Here is an 18,585-nt window from a genome sequence, read left to right on the forward strand (position 1 = left end):
TCACACCCCCGCGAGTGCGGGGAGGGCGCGTGCGCGCACCGCGGCGAGCCCGCGCTCGAGGTCGCGGAGGAGGTCGTCGACGTCCTCGATCCCGATCGACAGCCGGAGGAGCCCGGGGTGGATCCCGGCGGCGGCGCGCTCGGCGGGGGTGCGCCCGGCGTGGGTGGTCGACGCGGGGTGCAGCACCAGCGAGCGCACGTCGCCGAGATGGGTCATGTGGCTGAACAGCTCGACGGCGTCGATGAAGGCGGCCGCGCCCGCCTCTCCTCCGGCCACGGTGAAGGAGAAGACGGAGCCCTGCCCGCGGGGCAGCAGGCGCTGCGCGAGGGCGAACGACGGGCTCGACTCCAGACCGGAGTAGTCCACCGACACGACCTCGGGCCGCCCCTCGAGGAAGCGGGCGACGGCGAGGGCGTTCGCCGAGTGCCGCTCGACTCGCAGCGACAGCGTCTCGACGCCCTGCCGCAGCAGGAAGGAGTTCAGCGGTGACGGCGTCGGTCCCAGGCGGGAGACCACGATCTCGCGCGTGTAGGAGACGAACGCGCGTCGGCCGTGCTGTTCGGCCCAGCTGCGCCCGCCGAACGACCGCTCCTCCTGGTTGAGGTGCGGGAAGAGCGCGGGGCGCGCCGCCCAGTCGAACGTGCCGGCGTCGACGATCACGCCGCCGAGGGCCGAGCCGTGCCCGGCGAGGAACTTGCTGGTCGAGTGCACGACCACGTCGGCCCCGTGCTCGATCGGGCGGAGGAGGTACGGGGTCGCGAGCGTGTTGTCGACCACGAACGGGAGCCCGTGCCGGTGCGCGATCGCGGCCAGCGCCGGGAGGTCCAGGAGGTCGTTCTTCGGGTTCGGGATCGGCTCGCCGAAGAGGACCCGGGTGTCGGGTCCGATCCGGCGCTCCCACTCGCCGAGGTCGGACGCGTCGTCGACGAAGTCCACGCCGATCCCGAGCCGCCCGAAGTTCTGCACCAGCAGCCCGCGGTTGCCCTCGTACAAGCGGCGCGACGAGAGCACCCGGTCACCGGCCTGCAGGATCCCCAGGAGAGCGGAGGCGGTGGCCGCCTGGCCGCTCGCCACCAGGATCGCCTCGGCACCGCCCTCGAGATCGGCGAGCCGGCGCTCGACCTCCTCGGTGGTCGGGTTCCCGTTGCGGGTGTACAAGTAGCCCTCGTCCTCCCCGGCGAACCTCTCGCGGGCGTGCTCGAAGCTGTCGAACACGAAGCCGGCGCTGAGGTGCACGGGAGTGACGCGCGCCCCGTGGGCGCCGTCGGGCGCGGCACCGGCGTGCACCTGGCGCGTGGTGAAGCCTGCCGCCGCGGAGGCACGGGGTGCGGGCGCCGCGGTCGTGGTCGCGGCGCTCGCCGCAGCAGTGGTCGCGGTGGTCGCCGGTGCAGTGATCGTCACGGTGTGCTCCTGTCCAGACGCCCGGAAGGCGGATGCCGGGAGCCTGTCAGGCCGAGGGGAGTGCGCGTCGGATCGTGACGGAGTGTGACTGCGAGGGCGTGCCGTCGCGGGGTCGCGGACGCCGACCGTCGGCGTCGCGGGTCGCGCTTCAGCTGTGCGTCGTGTTCGCTCGGATCTCCTCGACGGACAGCTCCGGTGCGCCGCCCGCTGCCGCCGCCGGGTCCATCCAGACGAAGTCCCAGTGGTGGCCGTCGAGGTCGTCGAAGCTCTTGGAGTACATGAATCCGTGGTCCTGCTCGCCGGCCGGGGTCGCCCCCGCGGCGAGGGCCTTCCCGTGGAGCGTGTCGACCTCCTCCCTGCTGTCGGCGCTGAGGGCGAGCTGCACCTCGGTCGAGGTGGTGGCGTCGATGATCGGCTTGCTGGTGAACTCCGCGAAGAACTCCCGCGTGAGCAGCATCGCGGTGATCGTGTCGCTGATCACCACGCTGACGGCGTTCTCGTCGCTGAAGCCCTCGTCGATCGAGTAGCCGAGCGATTCGTAGAAGGCTCTCGCCCGGGCGAGATCGGCGACGGCCAGGTTGACGAAGATCGTGGTGGGCATCGGTGCACCGTTCCTGTCGGGTCGCCGGTGGCACGCCGCCGCCGGTCGTGACTGCATGATGATGACCGGCCGGCGGCGGTGTCAAGGAAGCGCCGTCGAGAAGGCGGCGGATGCCCGGTGCGGGGCGCCCGGGTGAGACTGCGGCGCGCGAGCGGGGAGCGGCTCATCGTCGTGAAGCCCTTTGGGAAGGGTCGTCACGGCTCCGCGTCCGCGCCAGTTCTGGTGGAAGCCGCGCCTGTACGGAGAAGGCTGTTGTTCCCTCGGCCGCTCGAACCTATGGTCGGCGATCGTGACCGCGGCGGCGGGGCTCCTCCTCCGTGACGGACCGCTCGGAAGGGTCGACCATGCGACGAAGCAGAACGTTCCACCTCTCGATCACCGCTGTGATCGCCTGCCTGACCGTCGGGACGGTCGCACCGGCCCCAGTCGCTCCTGCCGCCTCGACGAGTGTCCCGGTCGTCGTGAGCCGCGTCGACGGCATGTCCACGGGATTCCTCAGCGGTGTCGACGTCTCCTCCGTCCTCTCCCTCGAGGAGAGCGGGGTCGTCTTCCGCGAGAGGAGCGGCTCTCCGGCGGATCTCTTCGCCGTCCTCGCTGATGCGGGCGTCACGGCGGTCCGGGTCAGGGTGTGGAACGATCCGTTCGATGACCGCGGCCGAGGCTACGGCGGCGGGAACGTCGACGTCGGGCGAGCCGTCGAGGTCGGCAGACGCGCCACGGCTGCTGGACTGGGAGTGCTGGTCGACTTCCACTACTCCGACTTCTGGGCGGACCCCGGTCGTCAGCTGGCTCCGAAGTCGTGGGCCGGCTCGACGCCGGAGGCGACGGCAGCAGCCGTGCGAGGCTTCACGGTCAGCGCGCTGCGGAGGTTCGAGGACGCCGGCGTCGACGTGCGCGTCGTTCAGGTCGGAAACGAGACGAACACCGGGATGGCCGGCTACTCCCGCGACGCCACATCGATGGACGCCTCCCTCGCAGCGCTCTTCGCAGCGGGTGCTTCCGCCGTGCGGGAAGTGCTGCCGCATGCTCTTGTCGCTCTGCACTTCACGAACCCGGAATCCGTCGGGCGGTACTCGGCGATCGCCGCGGGGCTCCACCGCTTCGGAGTCGACTACGACGTCTTCGCGAGCTCCTACTATCCGTACTGGCACGGCTCGACCGCGAACCTCACCGAGGTGCTGGCCCAGGTCTCACGGACCTACGGCAAGGAGGTGATGGTCGCCGAGACCTCGTGGCCGTACACCCTGACGGACGGCGACGGGCATCCGAACGTCATCGCCACTGCTCCCTCTTCGAGCCGGTACCCGATCAGTGTGCAGGGCCAGGCGACGGCTCTCCGGGATGTCGTCGCAGCAGTGCGCGATGTCGGATCGACGGGCATCGGCGTCTTCTACTGGGAGCCGGCCTGGCTGCCCGTCGGTCCTCCATCGGCTCTCGCCGCGAACCGGTCGCTCTGGGAGCGCTTCGGCGCGGGATGGGCGACGAGCCGCGCCGCGGGCTACGACCCGGTCCACGTCGGCGGGAGTCACGGCGGATCGGCCTGGGACAACCAGGCCCTGTTCGCTGCGGACGGCCGTCCCCTCGAATCCCTGCGCACCTTCGAGTACCTTCGCGGCACCCGCGGTTCCCGCGAGGTCTCGACCTCGGAGTGAAGCAGGTGGTCGATCCTCAGTGGTCCCGCCGCACGACCCGGACGCCCTTCCCCGGAACGACCACGGTCCCGTCCACGGTGCTGCCGGTGATGAGCTCGAGCGTGCCGGGGCTCGCGACCGCCGCGTCCGTCTCGGCATGGTTGATGAGGAAGGTGAAGTCCGCGACGTCACCGTGGCGGACGACGACTTCGAGCCCTTCCACTGTCTCGGCGGGTGGAGTGATGCCGGCGTCCGTGAGCAGGGTGTCGACGAAGTCCGCGAGGTCGTCGCCCCGAAGCCGCGTGGAGAGGTACCAGGCCGATCCGTCGCCGAGCACGTTGCGGGTGATCGCCGGTCCTCCGGCAGCTGGTCCGGAGGCGTACCGCGCTCTCTCGACCGCGCCCTCGAGGGCGATGTCGTCGGTCCAGCCGCTTCCTCGCGCTCCGGAGTCGAGCTCGACGACCTCGCCGTCGCGGAGCGGCAGGAACTCGGGGATCGAGAGGCCGAGGACCTCGCGAAGGGCGCCGGGGAAGCCGCCCTCGTGCACGGCGTCGTTCTCGTCGACGATCCCTGAGAAGTAGGAGGCGGCGAACGTGCCGCCGGCGCGGACGTACTCGGTCACGTTCGAGGACGACGTCCGGTCCATCAGGTAGAGCGAGGGGGCGAGGACGAGGCCGTAGCCGCTGAGATCGGAGTGGGGGTGGGCGAAGTCGACCGTGACACCGCGCTTCCAGAGCGCGGAGTAGAAGGCCTCGATCCGCTCGCGGTGATCGAGCTCGACCGAGGGCCGCCACTCCAGATCGTGCGCCCAGAAGGACTCGATGTCCCACAGGATCGCGACGCGAGTCCGGACGACGGAGCCGAGGACCGCTGAGAGGCGGTCGAGGTCGGCGCCGAACTCGACGACCTCCTTCCAGACCCGCGTCCGCGCCCCGGCGTGGGGGAGCATCGCGGAGTGGAACTTCTCGGCTCCGTACCGGGAGGCCCGGAACTGGAAGAAGAGGACCGCGTCGGCCCCGCGCGCGAGATGGCTCGCGGCGTTGCGTGCGAGCTCACCGGGGCGTTTCGCGATGTTGCGCGGCTGCCAGTTCACGGCCGACGTCGAGTGCTCCATGAGGATCCACGGACGCCCTCCGGCGAAAGATCGCGTGAGGTCGGCGTCCATCGCCAGCAGCACATGGTTGTCGTGGCGCTCTGCGGCCAGGTAGTGGTCGTTCGAGACCAGGTCGACCTCGCTGCTCCATCTCCAGTAGTCGATCGAGGGGCAGGTGGTGGCCATGAAGTTCGTGGTGACCGGCTTGTCCGAGTAGCGCTTGATCGCGTCGCGCTCCGCCGTGAAGCAGGCGAGGAGCGCGTCCGAGGTGAAGCGGGCGAAATCGAGCCGCTGCGTCTGGTTCACGACGGTGGCCGCGACCCGTGGCGCGTCGATCTCGTCCCACTCCCCGTACACCTGGCCCCAGAAGAGCGTGCCCCACGCCGCGTTCAGAGCGCCGAGCGTCGCGTACTTCGCCTGCAGCCAGGCGCGGAAGGCCGCGACGGAGTAGTCGGAGTAGTCCTCGCTGACCGGAGCGCCGTACTCGTTGTGCACGTGCCAGAGGACCACCGCGGGATGCGCGGCGTAGCGCTGCGCGAGCTGCTCCGTGACGGCGACGGCCGCCGCCCGGTACTCGGGCGAGCTCGGGCTGACCATGCCGCGCGAGCCCCGGCCCAGGGTGACGCCCTCCCGGGTGACAGGGTGGGCGTCCGGGTACGCCTTCCAGAACCAGGCGGGCGGGACGGTCGTCGGGGTCGCGAGGTCGACATCGATCCCGGCGCCGTGCAGCAGATCGAGCAGCTCGTCGAGGAACCCGAAGTCGTACCGGCCCTCCTGCGGCTCGAGCAGTGCCCAGGAGAAGATCCCGACGCTGACGAGGTCGACGCCCGCCTCGCGCATCAGGGCGACGTCCTCCGCCCAGACCTCCCGCGGCCACTGCTCGGGGTTGTAGTCGCCTCCGTAACGCAGCCCCGGCCGCCCCGGGATCCACGGAGCCCGGGGGAGCGGACGCCCGTCGGCTCCGGGGAGCCGGTAGCGGAAGGCGGAGGGGGTGTCGCCGGTAGCGGTGGTCATGCGAGCTGTCTCCTTCGGCTGTGCGCGGTCCCAGTGTCGTGCCCTGGTGCGGGTGGCTGCGCCACTGTTGACAGGACCATACACGTATGGCTAACTGTAACCGCTCACAGGGCACGCCGCCGTCCTCCTCCCGAGCGGAGGCGCCGGGGATCGACGAACCAGCTTCTTCAAGGAGGACGAATGCACATCCCGTTCCGCAGGATCCGCTCCCTCGGCGCCGCCGCCGCTGTCACCGGAGCGCTCCTGCTCACCGGTTGCTCCACCGGCTCCGACGACGGAGCCTCGGGCCCCGTCGAGCTGACGTATTGGGCCTGGGCGCCGAACCTCGATCAGGTCGTCGACATCTGGAACGAGGACCACCCGGAGATCCAGGTCACCGTCAGCAAGCAGGACGGCGGCGACCCCGCCATCACCAAGCTGCTCACCGCCGTCAAGGCGGGCAGCGGAGCCCCCGATCTGGTTCAGGCCGAGTACCAGAAGATCCCCACCCTCGTCGCGGCGGATGCTCTGGCCGACATCTCCGACGAAGGCGCCGGCGGTCTGGAGGGCAGCTTCTCCGACGGCACCTGGTCGGCCGTCACGCTCGGAGGTGACGCCGTCTACGCGATCCCCCAGGACTCGGGGCCGATGATGGCCTACTATCGCGCGGACATCCTCGAGAGCCTCGGCCTCGGCGTCCCGACGACGTGGGAGGAGTACGCCGCGGCCGCGGAGGCCGTCCACGCCTCCGACCCGGCCCGACACCTGGGCACCTTCTCCTCCAACGACGCGGGCTGGTTCGCCGGCCTCGCGCAGCAGGCCGGAGCCTCCTGGTGGTCGACGGACGACCGGAGCTGGGGCGTCGACATCGACGCCGGACCGACCGAGAAGGTCGCGGCCTACTGGGGAGAGCTCGTCGAATCCGGGGCGATCGGCAACACGCCGATGTACACGCCGGAGTGGAACGCAGGGTTGAACGACGGTTCGCAGGTCGGCTGGATCAGCGCCGTCTGGGCACCCGGCGTGCTCAGCGGCAACGCCCCCGACACGAAAGGCGCGTGGATCGCCGCAGCTCTGCCGCAGTGGGACGCCGCGAACCCCTCCAGCGGGAACTGGGGAGGAAGCACCACGGCAGTCACCAGTCAGACGAAGAAGACCGCGGCCGCTGCCGAGTTCGCGACCTGGCTGAACACGGATCCGGTGGCGGTCGCGGCACTCGCCGAGGTCGCGGGCGTCTACCCGGCGGCGACCGAGGCGGCGAGAGCAGCGCTCAGCAGCCCGCCCGACTTCTTCAGCACCCAGGGGGACTTCTCCGACATCGCCGCCGCCGCCTCCGAGTCGGTCGCTCCGTTCACCTACGGGCCGAACGTGAACGTCGCCTTCAGCGCGTACAACGACGAGTTCGCGAAGGCCGCCGCCGCGAGGACGCGGTCCGCCTTCGTCGACGCCGTGGCCGAGATGCAGCGGATCACCTCCGACGACCTCGTGAAGAGCGGCTTCTCCGTGGAGTGACCGGTGCGCGGCCCGCGTCCACCATCGGGCCGCGCACCTCCCGGCGGCGAGGATCCGGCGCCGCTTCCCGACCGCTCTCGTTCCGAAGGACTCGGCATGGCTCCCCCACCCCTGACTCTCCCGACCGCGCCGCCGAGGAGAGGTCGACTCGGCACCGGCTTCCGCGCCCGAGTACTCGCTCCCTATGCGATGCTCGCACCGGCGATCGTGCTCTTCGCCGCCTTCATGGCCGCGCCGATCCTCTACACCGTCATGCTCAGCTTCCAGAAGAAGCAGGCCGTTGGGCTCGGCCTGGGTTCCGGCGGCCGGAAGCAGGTCTTCGCCGGCATCGAGAACTACCTCGGGTCGCTCAGCGATCCGGAGTTCGGGGCCAGCGTCGGACGGGTGCTCCTCTACGGGCTCGTCCTCATCCCGTGCATGCTCGGTCTCGCGCTCCTCTTCGCTCTCCTCCTCGACGCGAGGCGGGCCCGTGCGGTCTCGTTCTCGAGGGTCTCGATCTTCCTGCCTTACGCCGTACCGGCCGTCATCTCCTCGCTGCTCTGGGGATTCCTCTACCTGCCGGCCGTCTCGCCTTTCGCGTACGTGATTGAGCGGCTGGGCGGGGAAGCCCCCGACATCCTGTCCTCCGGCGCCGTCGTCTTCGGGATCGCGAACATCGCGCTCTGGGGCGGCGTCGGATTCAACATGATCGTCATCCACACCGCCCTCCAGGCCATTCCCTCCGACGTCTACGAGGCGGCACGGATCGACGGGGCGAGCGATCTGCAGATCGCGCTGCGCATCAAGATCCCGATCGTCACCCCCGCTCTGGTGATGACGGCGCTCTTCTCGATGGTCGCAACTCTGCAGGTGTTCGCCGAGCCGACGACGCTGCGACCGCTGACCAACAGCCTCTCGACCTCCTGGTCCCCGCTGATGCTCGTCTACCGGGACGCGTTCACCCGCGACGACATCCACTCCGCCGCCGCGACCTCCGTCGTGATCGCGCTCGCCAGTTTCGCCGTCTCCTTCCTCTTCCTCCGGGTCGTGCAGAAGCGAGCCTTCGGACAGGAGGACTGATCCGTGCCCGGCATCCTTCAGCGGCCCCCCGCCCGCACCGTCGGGCGGACACGGTCCAGGACCGCACGCCGCGACCCCGATCGCGGACGTCCGGGCTGGATCGCGACGACGATCCTGCTGATCGGCGCCGTCTACTGCCTCTTCCCCGTGCTGTGGGTGGTGACGGCGTCCACGAAGAGCGGCGGCGAGCTCTTCTCCACCTTCACGCTCGCGCCCGGCTCGCATCTGATCGACAACGTGGTCGCTCTCGCGCAGTACCGGGGAGGTCTGTTCTGGCGCTGGATGCTGAACACCGCGCTCTACGCGGGCGTCGGTGCAGTGGCCTCTACCTGGGTATCGGCACTGTCGGGATACGTGCTCGCGAAGTTCGACTTCCCAGGCAGGAAGGGCGTCTTCGCCGTCCTGCTGATGGGCGTCCTCGTCCCCGGCGTGATCCTCGCGATCCCTCAGTACTTCCTGCTGGCCGAGGTGGGGCTGACCAACTCGTTCTGGGGAGTGCTGCTGCCGCAGATCATCAGCCCCTACGGCATCTACCTCGCGCGGATCTACGCCGCGGCCGCCGTGCCGACGGAGGTCATCGAGGCCGCCCGGACCGACGGCGCCCGGGAGATGGGGATCTTCACCCGGATCGCCGTTCCGATGCTCCTGCCGGGGCTGGTGACGATCTTCCTCTTCCAGTTCGTCGCGATCTGGAACAACTTCATGCTGCCGTACATCATGCTCGGCGACGACTCGCTCTTCCCGCTCACGGTCGGCCTGAACGGGCTGCTCAACCAGGGCGCCTCCGCGCCGGCGCTCTACACGCTGGTCATCACCGGGGCACTCCTCTCGATCCTGCCGCTGATCGCGATGTTCCTCGTCCTGCAGCGGTTCTGGCGGGTCGACCTGGCGGCCGGGGCGGTGAAGTGACGCGGATGCCTTCGCGCGGAAGAGGCGGGACGCCCTCACGCCCCACGATTCAGGACGTCGCTGTCGAGGCCGGTGTCTCGCGCGGGACGGTCTCGCGCGTGCTGAACGGCGGAAGATGGGTCAGCCCCGAAGCGCACGCGCGAGTGGAGGCGGCGATCACGAGGACCGGCTACCGCGCCAATCCCCACGCCCGGAGCCTGTCCCGCAGCCGCACCGACACGGTGGCCTTCCTCCTCACGGAGGACGCGCGCTCGCTCTTCGAGGATCCGAACTTCGCCACTCTGCTCCGAGGCGCCTCAGCCGCACTCGCGGAGCACGACGTCGCCCTCGTCCTCATCCTCGCGGGGACGGAGCACGAGCAGAGGCGAGCTCTCGCCTACATCGACGCGGGCCACGTCGACGGGGTCCTGCTCATCTCCGCCCACGTCGGCGCACGGCTGCTCACGGACATCCAGAGATCCTCAGTGCCGGCCATCGCCTGCGGCGTGCCGGTCGGCTACGAGAAGCGCATGGGCTACGTCGCCGCCGACGACGAGGAGGGAGCGCGGGAGATGGTCGCTCATCTGCGGAGCCTCGGACGCTCGCGCATCGCCACGATCGCCGGACCGCCCGACACTACGGGAGGGATCGCGCGGCTCGCGGGCTACCGCGCGGAGGTGGGCGGTGCGGAGGCGGTGGAGTTCGGCGACTACGGACGGGCCGGTGGGGCCACTGCGATGGAGGCGCTTCTCGCCGCGCATCCCGACATCGACGCCGTCTTCGCCGCCAACGACCGCATGGCAGCAGGCGCTATCGACGCACTCGCCCGGCTCGGCAAGCGTGTGCCGGAGGACGTCGCCGTCGGCGGATTCGACGATTCGGCCGTCGCCCTCACGACGGACCCGCCGCTGACGACCATGCGGCAGCCCTTCGAGCGGATCAGCGCGGAGATGGTCCGCCTCCTCCTGCAGGCGATCGAGGGGGAGCGCCCGGCTGCCATCACCCTGCCTACGGACCTGGTGAGGCGCGGGTCGACCCAGCCCGGCGTGAGCCCGTGACGACGGCGGTGCCGGTCTGGGCCTCGCGATCACCCGGGCGATCCTCGCCCGGGCAGGCGGGACCGTCACCGTCTCGACGTCGTTCACCCGGCCCGCCGGGGGCCGGTCTTCACGGCGACCCTCTCGGTACCGGCCTGACGGCGACTGCCCGGCAGCGGTCATCATGGGAGGCGTGCGCCGGTGGTCGGGTCCGACACCGCAGCACGGGCAGGAGGGAGGGGGAGTGGTCCGGAGCCTCGTCCTCACCGGCGGCGCGGCCTGGCTGCTCGGGTCGACGATCGCCGTTCAGCTCTACCCCGCGCTGCTGCAGCGGCTGGTGCGGGCGCGCATCCAGCGGGCGGGGCAGGCTGGAGGAGGCGCGTCCTCCGTCGCAGGGGCATGAGCGCTGATCCGTCGGGGACTCAGTCGTCGCTGTCGCCGCTGGGCGCGGGTGCCTGGTCGGTGCCGGTGGTGGAGTCGGACCAGACGGCCTGCGCCCCGGAGTCGCCGATGCGGACGACGTCGATGGTGGCTCCGACGGAGACGGCGATCGCTGCGACGGCAAGCACGATCCCGACGACAGGGCGGCGGGTGGTGGCGTGGTCATCGCTCCGTCGCGTGCGGCGGAACCAGAGCCACTGCACCAGGGCGATGAGGAACAGGCCGGCGGCCCAGGGGAGCAGGTGATCGCCGAGCTCCGTGTGCAGCTCGAGGATCGCGGACGGCTCCGTCCGGCGTTCGAGGGCTTCGCCGGCCTGCGTGGTGAGCGGGACGGCGATCAGCGCGGCCAGGGCGATGATCGGGGTGAAGATCCCGAACCTGCGGCGGGCGGCGGGCCAGACGCTGCCGAGGACGAGCATCAGTGCGGCGAGGGGGAGCAGGACCACGACGGCGTGCACGAGGAGCGGGTGGAGAGGGAGGCCGTTGATCTGCCAGTCGTTCATCGGGGGCGCCTTCGGTCGAGGGGTGCTGTCCTCGTGACGCTACGCGCCTGTCCCGCGCGCTCCGCCGGATCGACGCGTTCGTGTGAGCCCTCGAACGATCGCTCGCCCGTCCTCGGAGCCCACTCCCCGCTTCACCGCCGAGCTGCGAGGCGCCGACCGGGCGGAGTCAGTGCGTGCGCTCGCTCGTCGGAGCGATCAGTCGTCGGAGCCGGTGGCCTCCTGCGATCGGTCGTCGAGGGCCCGGCTGTCACCGCTCGGGCAGCACCATCGTCACCGCGACTCCGCCGGAGCTGCGGTTCTCGAGGGCGACCGAGCCGTCCGCGGTGTCGACGAGCGCCGCCACGAGGGCGAGCCCGAGCCCGCTGCCGCCGTCGCGGCTGGTGCGCGCCTCGTCGGGCCGGGAGAAGCGCTCGAAGGCGTGCGGCACGAACTCCTCCGGCACGCCGTGCCCGGTGTCCTCGACGTGCAGCTCGAGGCCGGAGTCGTGCTGGCGCAGACGGAGGGTGATGTGTCCTCCCGGCGGCGTCGCAGCGATCGCGTTCGCGCCGAGATTGTCGAGGATCCGCGAGAACGCGCTCGCCGAGAGCGGGTAGGGCGCATCGGCCCGCTCGATCGCGGTGTCGAGCTCGATCTCGGGGCCGGCGCCTCCGGCGATCGTCCTCAGCCGGTCGACGGAGTCCATCAGCTCGGTCTCCAGCTCGCGCGCCGTCGCGCGCGCCGCGACCGGCGGGGCGGCGTCCAGGCGGGAGAGCTCCAGGAGGTTCGTCGCCAGCCGGGACAGGCGAGCGAGGGACCCCTCGGCGGCGCGGATCTCCGTCTCGAGGGCGTCCGCGTCGCCGAAGTGCCGGTGCGCGAGTTCGAGCTGGGTGATGACGACGGCCAGTGGCGTGCGGATCTCGTGGCTGGCCGCGGACACCATCTGCCGTTCCCGATCCGCCGTGTCCCGCGTCCGGGCGAGGAAGGCGTTCAGCGTCTCCGCCAGGTCCGACAGCTCATCAGTCGCCGAGCCGACGGGGAGCTCGCCTCCGTCACGATCGCCGAGCGAGGCGGCGGTGCGGCGCATCCGCTCGACCGGACGCAGGGCGACGCCGGTGAGCAGCCATGCGGCGAGAGCGGACAGGATCACGAGGGCTGCGGCGCTGACGAGCAGCGTCCGGTCGAGGGCCGCGACGGTGAGGTCGCTGCCGGCGCCGCTGCGCGCCGCCCAGAGCTCCCACGTGCCCGCGCCGGTGTCGAGGGTCCGCGAGACGACGGTGAACCGCACGTCCTCGTCGGTGACGACCGTCGAGGCGCCGTCGTTGCCGCTGCTGCGGTCCAGGACCTCGTGGACGTCGTGCGGCATCGTGTCGACGGGGACCGCACCGCCGGGAGCGCGCGCGAAGATCAGGATCCCCTCGGCCGGCGGGTCAGGGGTCTCGGTCGGCTCCGATCGCAGATCGGCGAGGTACGGGGCGAGGTCGCCCTCGGCGAGGGTCACCTCGGAGGCGACCACGATGCTGCGGAACTGCGCGTGCAGTACGAGGGTGGTCGCACCGACCCCGATCAGCGCGACGAGGAGGCTGCCGAGAGTGATCCGGGAGCGGATCGAGAGGGAGCGCAGCAGCCTCACTCGGCGCGCTCCAGCCGGTACCCCGCGCCGCGGACCGTCGTGATCCGAAGGCCCGTATCGGCGAGCGCGAGCTTCTTGCGGAGGTAGCTGACGTACTGGTCCACGAGAGTCGGCTCGAACGTCTCCGACGACCCCCACACCTCGGTGAGGATCCCCGTCCGGGTCAGCACCTCGTCCGGCCGCAGGGCGAAGAAGCGCAGCAGGGTGAACTCCTTCACGCTCAGCGCGAAAGGGCGGTCGCGGACGGTCGCCCGCACCGCCAAGGCGTCCAGGCGCAGCGCTCCGATCTGCACCACAGGCTGTGGGCCGCTGGTCCGGCGGCGGATCTGCGCGCGGATCCGCGCGCTCAATTCGCCGAAGTGGAACGGCTTCGTGACGTAGTCGTCGGCGCCCGAGTCCAGCCCGAAGATCCGGTCCTCGACGGCGTCCCGCGCCGTGATCAGCACCACCGGGACGGTGCTGCCCGATTCGCGCAGCCGACGGCAGACCTCGAACCCGGTCATCCCCGGCAGCATGACGTCGACGACGGCGACGTCGACGTCTCCCGCCGTGAAGGCGATCAGCGCATCGACACCGTTGTCGACCAGATGCACGTCGTAGCCGTCCTCCTGCAGCCCCCGCTCGACGAGGGCACCCAACTGCGGGTCGTCCTCGACGACGAGGATCCGGGGCATCAGATCGCGCCGGACGTGCCGAGCAGCGACCCGATCAGGAACGTGGCAGCGAGCGCCAGAGCGCCGCCGACGACGATGCGGATCATCGGCCGCAGAGCCCGGCTGCCGCCGACCCGGGCGCTGATGAACCCCGTCGCGGCGAGGGCGATCAGCACCACAGCGAAGGTCACCGGAACCCTCTGTTCCGGCGAAGGGAGCAGGATCGCCAGCAGCGGCAGCGCGGCGCCGAGGAGGAACGACAGTGCCGAGGCGCCGGCGGCGGCGAGCGGACTGGCGACCGCCTCCTCGCTCAGGCCCAGTTCCACTTCCAGATGCGCGGTCAGAGCGTCGTTCTCGCTCAGCTCGCGGGCGACCCGATGCGCGGTCTCCGGGGTCAGGCCCCGCGCCTGGTAGAGAGAGGCGAGCTCCTCGAGCTCCCCGGCGGGATCCTCTGCCAGCTCGACGCGCTCCTTCTCGATCAGTGCACGCTGACTGTCGCTCTGGCTGCTCACCGACACGTACTCGCCCAGCGCCATCGAGATCGCACCGCCGACGACCCCTGCGACGCCCGCCGTCAGGATCGGTGCCGTGGCGGTCGTGGCGCCGGCGACGCCCACGACGAGAGCGGCGACCGAGACGATTCCGTCGTTCGCGCCGAGCACGCCCGCCCGCAACCAGTTCAGCCGCCCCGAGATCGCACCGTCGTGAGGTTCCGCGCGGGGCGAGGAGGGCGGAGGCGCGGACGGGGTCGACATGAGGGCCATGCAAGCACCAGCCCCGCTGACGCGCCAGCAAGGAGAGGCTGCCCGATCCTTCCGACGCCGCCCGGCTGAGAGGAGACGCAGGGGAGGGGCAGAGGTCGGCGCAGGCCGCACGCTACGGTGCGACGACCTCCCCGGACCCGAAGGAATCACCATGCCGCTCATCCGCATCGACCTGATCGAGGGCCGCTCCGACCAGCAGATCACCGCACTCGGCGACGCGCTGATGCGCACCCTCGTCGAGGTCTACGGCCTCCCGGAGCGCGACCGCTTCCAGATCGTCACCGAGCACAAGCCCGGCCGGCTCACCGCCCTCGACGTCGGTCTCGGCATCGAGAGGTCCGAGCAGGTCGTGGTCATCCAGATCTTCACTCAGACCGGACGCACCACGGACGAGAAGCAGACGTTCTTCGCCGCACTCGCCGCCGCGCTGGAGGAGATCGGCGTCGACGGCGCCGACCTCGTCGTCGGCTTCGTCGAGAACACCGCGGCGGACTGGTCCTTCGGCTTCGGTCGAGCGCAGTACCTCACGGGCGAGCTCGCAGCGCCCGGCAGCGCGTCATGACGCCGTCCCGGCGGGGAACGGCTCTCTGAAACGCGTCGCGACCCACTCCGGTCGTCGGGCCGCCACTCGGGCAGGGCCCAGCGGGCGCGGCCGACGGAACGCGACCGGTCAGCCTGCGGGCCTGCTGAACAGGTTGACGACGTTCCCGTCCGGGTCGCGGACGAGGGCGGAGCGGTTGCCCCACGGCATGGTGCTCGGCGGGAGCACCACGTCCTCGCTCCGGGGTGCGAGCTCGGCGAAGGCGCGGTCGACGTCGGGCACCTCGAACTCGAGCAGCATGGAGCGGTTCGACGCGGGGACGACGGCGCCGTCGAGCATCCCGACGGTCGTGGTGTGGGCGATCGCGAGGGTCGCGCCCGCTCCGGTGAACTGCGCGAAGACCGGCGCCGGGCGCTCGGCAGGACGGCCGATGACCTGCTCGTAGAAGGCGACGAGGCCGTCGAGGTCGTCGGTGACGAGGCGGAGGGAGGTGAACGGCATGGGGCTCCTTCAGGGGCGGGGACGAGGTGGAGGCACCAGGCTCGCCGGTCGTCGCGACACCGTCCTGTCGGTGTTTCCGCAGATCGTCCTCGTCCCCGCGAGGTCCGCGGCGGCCGTCGGCGTCCCCGGAGCGGGTCAGTCGTCGACGACGGACCGCAGTCGTCCGTACTGGAGCGCGAGGTCCTCGGCTCGGAGGGTGCGCTGCGGAGGCCGCTCGTCGGTCACCTCGACCGACAGCATCCGGTCGCCGCGGAACGCCCGGACCCCCTCGCGCAGCCGGCACCACGCGATCAGGTACCAGTGCTCCTCCTTCCCGATCGAGCCCAGCGGTTCGACGTCGCGGACCGACTCCGCACCGCTGCTGTCGCGGTAGCGGAGCCGGACGACACGATCCGCTCGGAGGGCCGTCGCGAACTCCGCCGGGACGGGCGCCTCCTCCTCGCTCTCGAGGAAGTGCACCCGGGAGGCGACCGCGCCGGCGCGGGCGGCCACGTCGTCGGGCAGGACCGCGAGCGTCTTCCGGGCGGCGGTCCGGGCCGCCTGCCGGAACGGACTGCGCCGCAGCGCGCTGAGGCCGATCAGCACGGCGACGGCCTCCTCCAGCGTGAACCCGGCCGGACCGAGGGTCGCCGACGCGTCGATGACGTAGCCGCCCGTGCGGCCGGGCTCCGCCCAGATCGGCAGACCCGCCTGCTGCAGCGCGGACAGGTCCCGCTCGATGGTCCGCACCGACACCTCGAACCGCTCGGCGAGACGGCGCGCGCTCCGCGGCCGGGGCGAGACCGCCCTCAGCTCCTCGACGAGCCCGTAGAGACGGTCGGTGCGGTTCACCCGACCATCATCCGCCCGGGCGCGCCAGGTCGCGGTCGTCAGCGGACTCACTGTGCGGCGGTGCTTCCGCGCGACGCGCGATCAGGTCAGCGCCGGCAGATCGCGGGTGGTCTCGGCCACGTCGGTGAGCCGGGCGGCGAACCTCTACCGTTGCACCCGTGCCCCTCCTTCTCGCCGGCCTGCTGTCGTGAGAGCGCTCGTCGCCTGGCTCGAGCACCGCCAGATCCCGCTCTACCTCGCGGCGATCGCCGCCGGCGCCGCTCTCGGACTGCTGCTGCCCGCCGCGCACCACCTCGATGTCGCGATCGAACCGGTGCTCGCGCTGCTGCTGTTCGCCACGTTCCTCGGGGTCCCGTTCGCCGCGATCGGACGGTCTCTGCGCGACGGCCGCTTCCTCGCCGCGGTCGGGGTGCTGAACTTCGTCGTCGTGCCGCTCGTCGCCTACGGGCTGTCCCGATTCGTCGCCGACACTCCGGTGCTGCTGTTCGGGGTCCTGCTGGTGCTCCTGACGCCGTGCATCGACTACGTGATCGTGTTCGCCGGCCTCGCCGGAGGAGCGTCCGACCGACTGCTCGCCGCCGCACCGCTGCTGATGCTCGCGCAGATCCTCCTCCTCCCCGTCTATCTGCTGCTCGTCATCGGTCCTGCGGGGGTGGCGGTGGTCGACGCCGGTCCGTTCGTGCGGGCGTTCCTTCTGCTGATCGTGGTGCCGTTGTCCGCGGCCGGTCTGGTGCAGGCCCTGGCGCGCCGACACAGAGCCGGACGGATCGTCGAGTCCACGATGCTCGGGCTCATGGTGCCGCTGATGACGGCCACGCTCTTCACCGTCGTCGCCTCCCAGGCCGGCGCCGTGGGCGCCTCGGCCGGCCGGCTTCTCGTCCTCGTGCCGCTCTACGCCGGATTCCTCGTGGTCATGACCGCTCTGGGGCTGGGTGCTGGACGCGTCTTCCGACTCGACGTGCCCGCGACGCGCGCCCTCGTGTTCAGCGGCGCGACCCGCAACTCGCTCGTCGTGCTGCCCCTCGCACTCGCGCTCCCGGCGCCGCTCGCGCTCGCGCCGGTCGTCGTCGTCACGCAGACTCTCGTGGAACTCGTCGGCATGGTCGTCCTCGTCCGACTGCTCCCTCGGCTCGCCCGAGACCGAGCAGCGGGGGCCGGCCCGGTCTGACGCGGACTCACCAGCGCCCGAGACGACTCGGGCCTGCAGAAGGGCCGCCCGGGGAGTCGCCCGGAAGGTGCTCGCCGGTCAGTCCTTCTCGGGTCTGCCCGCACTCCCTGCGTCAGCGGGCTCGTCGGCCGAGGTGAGAGGAGCTGCGGACTCGACCGCGGTGGGCTGGACCCCGGCTGATCTCGCAGTCTTGGCGGCGAGGCGCTTCTTCTGGGACTTGCCGGTGCTGAACGGGCTCACCCACAACCAGGAGAAGCGGCGCAGCGACTGGAAGAGGAACAGCGACGCCCAGAGGGAGAACACCGTCAGGGCGACCGGGAAGACCGTTGCCGGGAGGGGTGGGACATTCGTCTCGCCGAGCAGGGGGACGAACGCGACGACGACAGCGATCACGAAGAGGTGCAGGAGATAGATCTGGAAGCTCTGCTGCCCCATGGTGACGAAGATCTTCAGTGCGCGGACCTTGACGAGGTACTGGGAGCCGGCGATGCCCGCGATGATCGCGACCGAACTGGCTATCAGGATGACGCCCGGAATGCGGTTCGCGTCGAAAACGACGATCACCGCGATGATGCCGAGGTAGGACACCGCGAGCGCGAGCGCCTGCCAGAGCTTCACGCGAGCGGCGAAGCGGTAGAACGTGCGGGGGATGAACATCGCCACGAGGAAGAAGAGGAAGTTCTGGAGGACCCGGTCCCAGCCGATGTTGTCGGTGTCCAGCAGGCCGGTGGTCGTCGCCGCGACGGCGAGCAGTCCGGCCACCGAGAGCTGGATCCACCGGGGCACCTTGCGGATCAGCCAGGCGAGGATGCTGAAGATCGCGAGAGCCCAGATGAACCAGTAGCTGCTCGACGGCAGGATGGGGAGCACCAGCACGTTGAGCGGGTCCGTCGGCGAGGTCGCCTCCGATCGTGAGAACGGGACGACGAGGTAGAAGGCGACCCGGATGAACGACCACAGCAGGTAGAGGTACACCAGCGCGAGCACCCGGCGGCGCCACAGTTCGGCGAACGTCCACGTCAGCATCCGGGCGGCCGTGAGGCCCGCGATGAAGAAGAACACGGGCATGGGGAAGTAGAGCAGCACCGTGCGGAGCTTCGGGACGTACCCCGCGAGGTCGAAGAATCCCAGGAACAGCGACGAGTGGTAGAGCACGACGAGGCTGATCGCGACGCCCTTGGCGAAATCGATCCACTCTCGCGACTCGGGGCGCTTCACCACGGCGCCTGCCGTGCTCGAGCCCGTCATCCGTCGCTCCTCGCGTGGGCGCACAGGGCGCGATCACTCTTCACCGATTGCTGCGGATCCATTGCGCCCCCAAGATGCTGAATACGAATCGGCTGCGAATGAGCCCCGATT

The 18,585-nt window shown here is 70.9% G+C and carries 18 protein-coding genes; 8 read left to right on the forward strand and 10 right to left on the reverse strand.

Annotated elements, in window-relative coordinates; all coding sequences use genetic code 11:
- A complete protein-coding gene (locus C5C24_RS07180) occupies positions 1-1,287 on the reverse strand; it encodes an O-acetylhomoserine aminocarboxypropyltransferase/cysteine synthase family protein (RefSeq protein WP_104304655.1) in 1,287 nt (428 codons plus the stop codon).
- 262 nt (positions 1,288-1,549) lie between these two features.
- The gene (locus C5C24_RS07185; RefSeq protein WP_104257611.1) at positions 1,550-2,002 is read right to left on the reverse strand and encodes a VOC family protein; all 453 of its coding nucleotides are present in this window, start codon (positions 2,000-2,002) and stop codon (positions 1,550-1,552) included.
- A gap of 344 nt (positions 2,003-2,346) precedes the next feature.
- Between C5C24_RS07185 and C5C24_RS07190 the strand changes: the two genes are divergently transcribed.
- Positions 2,347-3,654 (forward strand): glycosyl hydrolase 53 family protein, encoded by a 1,308-nt coding sequence (locus tag C5C24_RS07190; protein WP_104304630.1) that lies wholly within the window; start codon positions 2,347-2,349, stop codon positions 3,652-3,654.
- A 16-nt stretch (positions 3,655-3,670) separates the two neighbouring features.
- Here C5C24_RS07190 and C5C24_RS07195 read toward each other — a convergent pair whose 3' ends face one another.
- Positions 3,671-5,740, reverse strand: coding sequence for a beta-galactosidase (locus C5C24_RS07195; protein ID WP_104304631.1), 2,070 nt, complete (start codon positions 5,738-5,740; stop codon positions 3,671-3,673).
- 180 nt (positions 5,741-5,920) lie between these two features.
- On the opposite strand from C5C24_RS07195, the gene C5C24_RS07200 reads away from it, so the two are divergent.
- The 5 genes from C5C24_RS07200 (at position 5,921) to C5C24_RS17910 (ending at position 10,618) form a co-directional block, all read left to right on the forward strand.
- Complete coding sequence (locus C5C24_RS07200) at positions 5,921-7,231, forward strand: ABC transporter substrate-binding protein (RefSeq protein ID WP_104304632.1); 1,311 nt, start codon at positions 5,921-5,923, stop codon at positions 7,229-7,231.
- A gap of 96 nt (positions 7,232-7,327) precedes the next feature.
- Entirely contained in the window at positions 7,328-8,290 is a 963-nt protein-coding gene (locus C5C24_RS07205; RefSeq protein WP_104223278.1) for a carbohydrate ABC transporter permease, read from the forward strand.
- A gap of 99 nt (positions 8,291-8,389) precedes the next feature.
- On the forward strand, positions 8,390-9,199 hold the full coding sequence (locus C5C24_RS07210) for a carbohydrate ABC transporter permease (protein ID WP_258062243.1): 810 nt from the start codon (positions 8,390-8,392) through the stop codon (positions 9,197-9,199).
- Between the two features lie 5 nt (positions 9,200-9,204).
- Complete coding sequence (locus C5C24_RS07215; RefSeq protein ID WP_104223277.1) at positions 9,205-10,236, forward strand: LacI family DNA-binding transcriptional regulator; 1,032 nt, start codon at positions 9,205-9,207, stop codon at positions 10,234-10,236.
- A gap of 223 nt (positions 10,237-10,459) precedes the next feature.
- Positions 10,460-10,618 (forward strand): hypothetical protein, encoded by a 159-nt coding sequence (locus tag C5C24_RS17910; RefSeq protein WP_181135495.1) that lies wholly within the window; start codon positions 10,460-10,462, stop codon positions 10,616-10,618.
- Positions 10,619-10,637: 19 nt separating this feature from the next.
- Here C5C24_RS17910 and C5C24_RS07220 read toward each other — a convergent pair whose 3' ends face one another.
- The 4 genes from C5C24_RS07220 to C5C24_RS07235 all read right to left on the reverse strand — a co-directional run bounded on the left by C5C24_RS07220 (position 10,638) and on the right by C5C24_RS07235 (position 14,176).
- Positions 10,638-11,159, reverse strand: coding sequence for a DUF2231 domain-containing protein (locus C5C24_RS07220; protein ID WP_104281843.1), 522 nt, complete (start codon positions 11,157-11,159; stop codon positions 10,638-10,640).
- Positions 11,160-11,406: 247 nt separating this feature from the next.
- Positions 11,407-12,768, reverse strand: a complete 1,362-nt coding sequence (locus C5C24_RS07225) for a cell wall metabolism sensor histidine kinase WalK (protein ID WP_104304633.1) — start codon at positions 12,766-12,768, stop codon at positions 11,407-11,409.
- Positions 12,765-13,442, reverse strand: coding sequence for a response regulator transcription factor (locus tag C5C24_RS07230; RefSeq protein WP_104304634.1), 678 nt, complete (start codon positions 13,440-13,442; stop codon positions 12,765-12,767). The genes C5C24_RS07225 and C5C24_RS07230 overlap by 4 nt, the downstream gene beginning before the upstream one ends.
- Entirely contained in the window at positions 13,442-14,176 is a 735-nt protein-coding gene (locus C5C24_RS07235; RefSeq protein ID WP_104281873.1) for a VIT1/CCC1 transporter family protein, read from the reverse strand. The genes C5C24_RS07230 and C5C24_RS07235 overlap by 1 nt, the downstream gene beginning before the upstream one ends.
- Before the next feature lie 160 nt (positions 14,177-14,336).
- On the opposite strand from C5C24_RS07235, the gene C5C24_RS07240 reads away from it, so the two are divergent.
- The gene (locus tag C5C24_RS07240; protein ID WP_104223271.1) at positions 14,337-14,747 is read left to right on the forward strand and encodes a tautomerase family protein; all 411 of its coding nucleotides are present in this window, start codon (positions 14,337-14,339) and stop codon (positions 14,745-14,747) included.
- Between the two features lie 108 nt (positions 14,748-14,855).
- On the opposite strand, the gene C5C24_RS07245 is transcribed toward C5C24_RS07240, so the two are convergent.
- Entirely contained in the window at positions 14,856-15,227 is a 372-nt protein-coding gene (locus C5C24_RS07245; protein WP_104304635.1) for a VOC family protein, read from the reverse strand.
- A gap of 135 nt (positions 15,228-15,362) precedes the next feature.
- Positions 15,363-16,058, reverse strand: a complete 696-nt coding sequence (locus C5C24_RS07250; protein WP_104281847.1) for a YafY family protein — start codon at positions 16,056-16,058, stop codon at positions 15,363-15,365.
- A gap of 187 nt (positions 16,059-16,245) precedes the next feature.
- Here C5C24_RS07250 and C5C24_RS07255 point away from each other — a divergent pair, with 187 nt between their 5' ends.
- The gene (locus C5C24_RS07255) at positions 16,246-17,226 is read left to right on the forward strand and encodes an arsenic resistance protein (RefSeq protein WP_104304636.1); all 981 of its coding nucleotides are present in this window, start codon (positions 16,246-16,248) and stop codon (positions 17,224-17,226) included.
- 78 nt (positions 17,227-17,304) lie between these two features.
- On the opposite strand, the gene C5C24_RS07260 is transcribed toward C5C24_RS07255, so the two are convergent.
- Positions 17,305-18,474 carry an acyltransferase gene (locus C5C24_RS07260; protein WP_104277429.1) on the reverse strand — a complete coding sequence of 390 codons (1,170 nt, stop codon included), beginning with the start codon at positions 18,472-18,474 and terminating at the stop codon, positions 17,305-17,307.
- Positions 18,475-18,585: the final 111 nt, after the last annotated feature.

This window comes from Rathayibacter sp. AY2B3, assembly GCF_002931755.1.
GTDB lineage: Bacteria > Actinomycetota > Actinomycetes > Actinomycetales > Microbacteriaceae > Rathayibacter.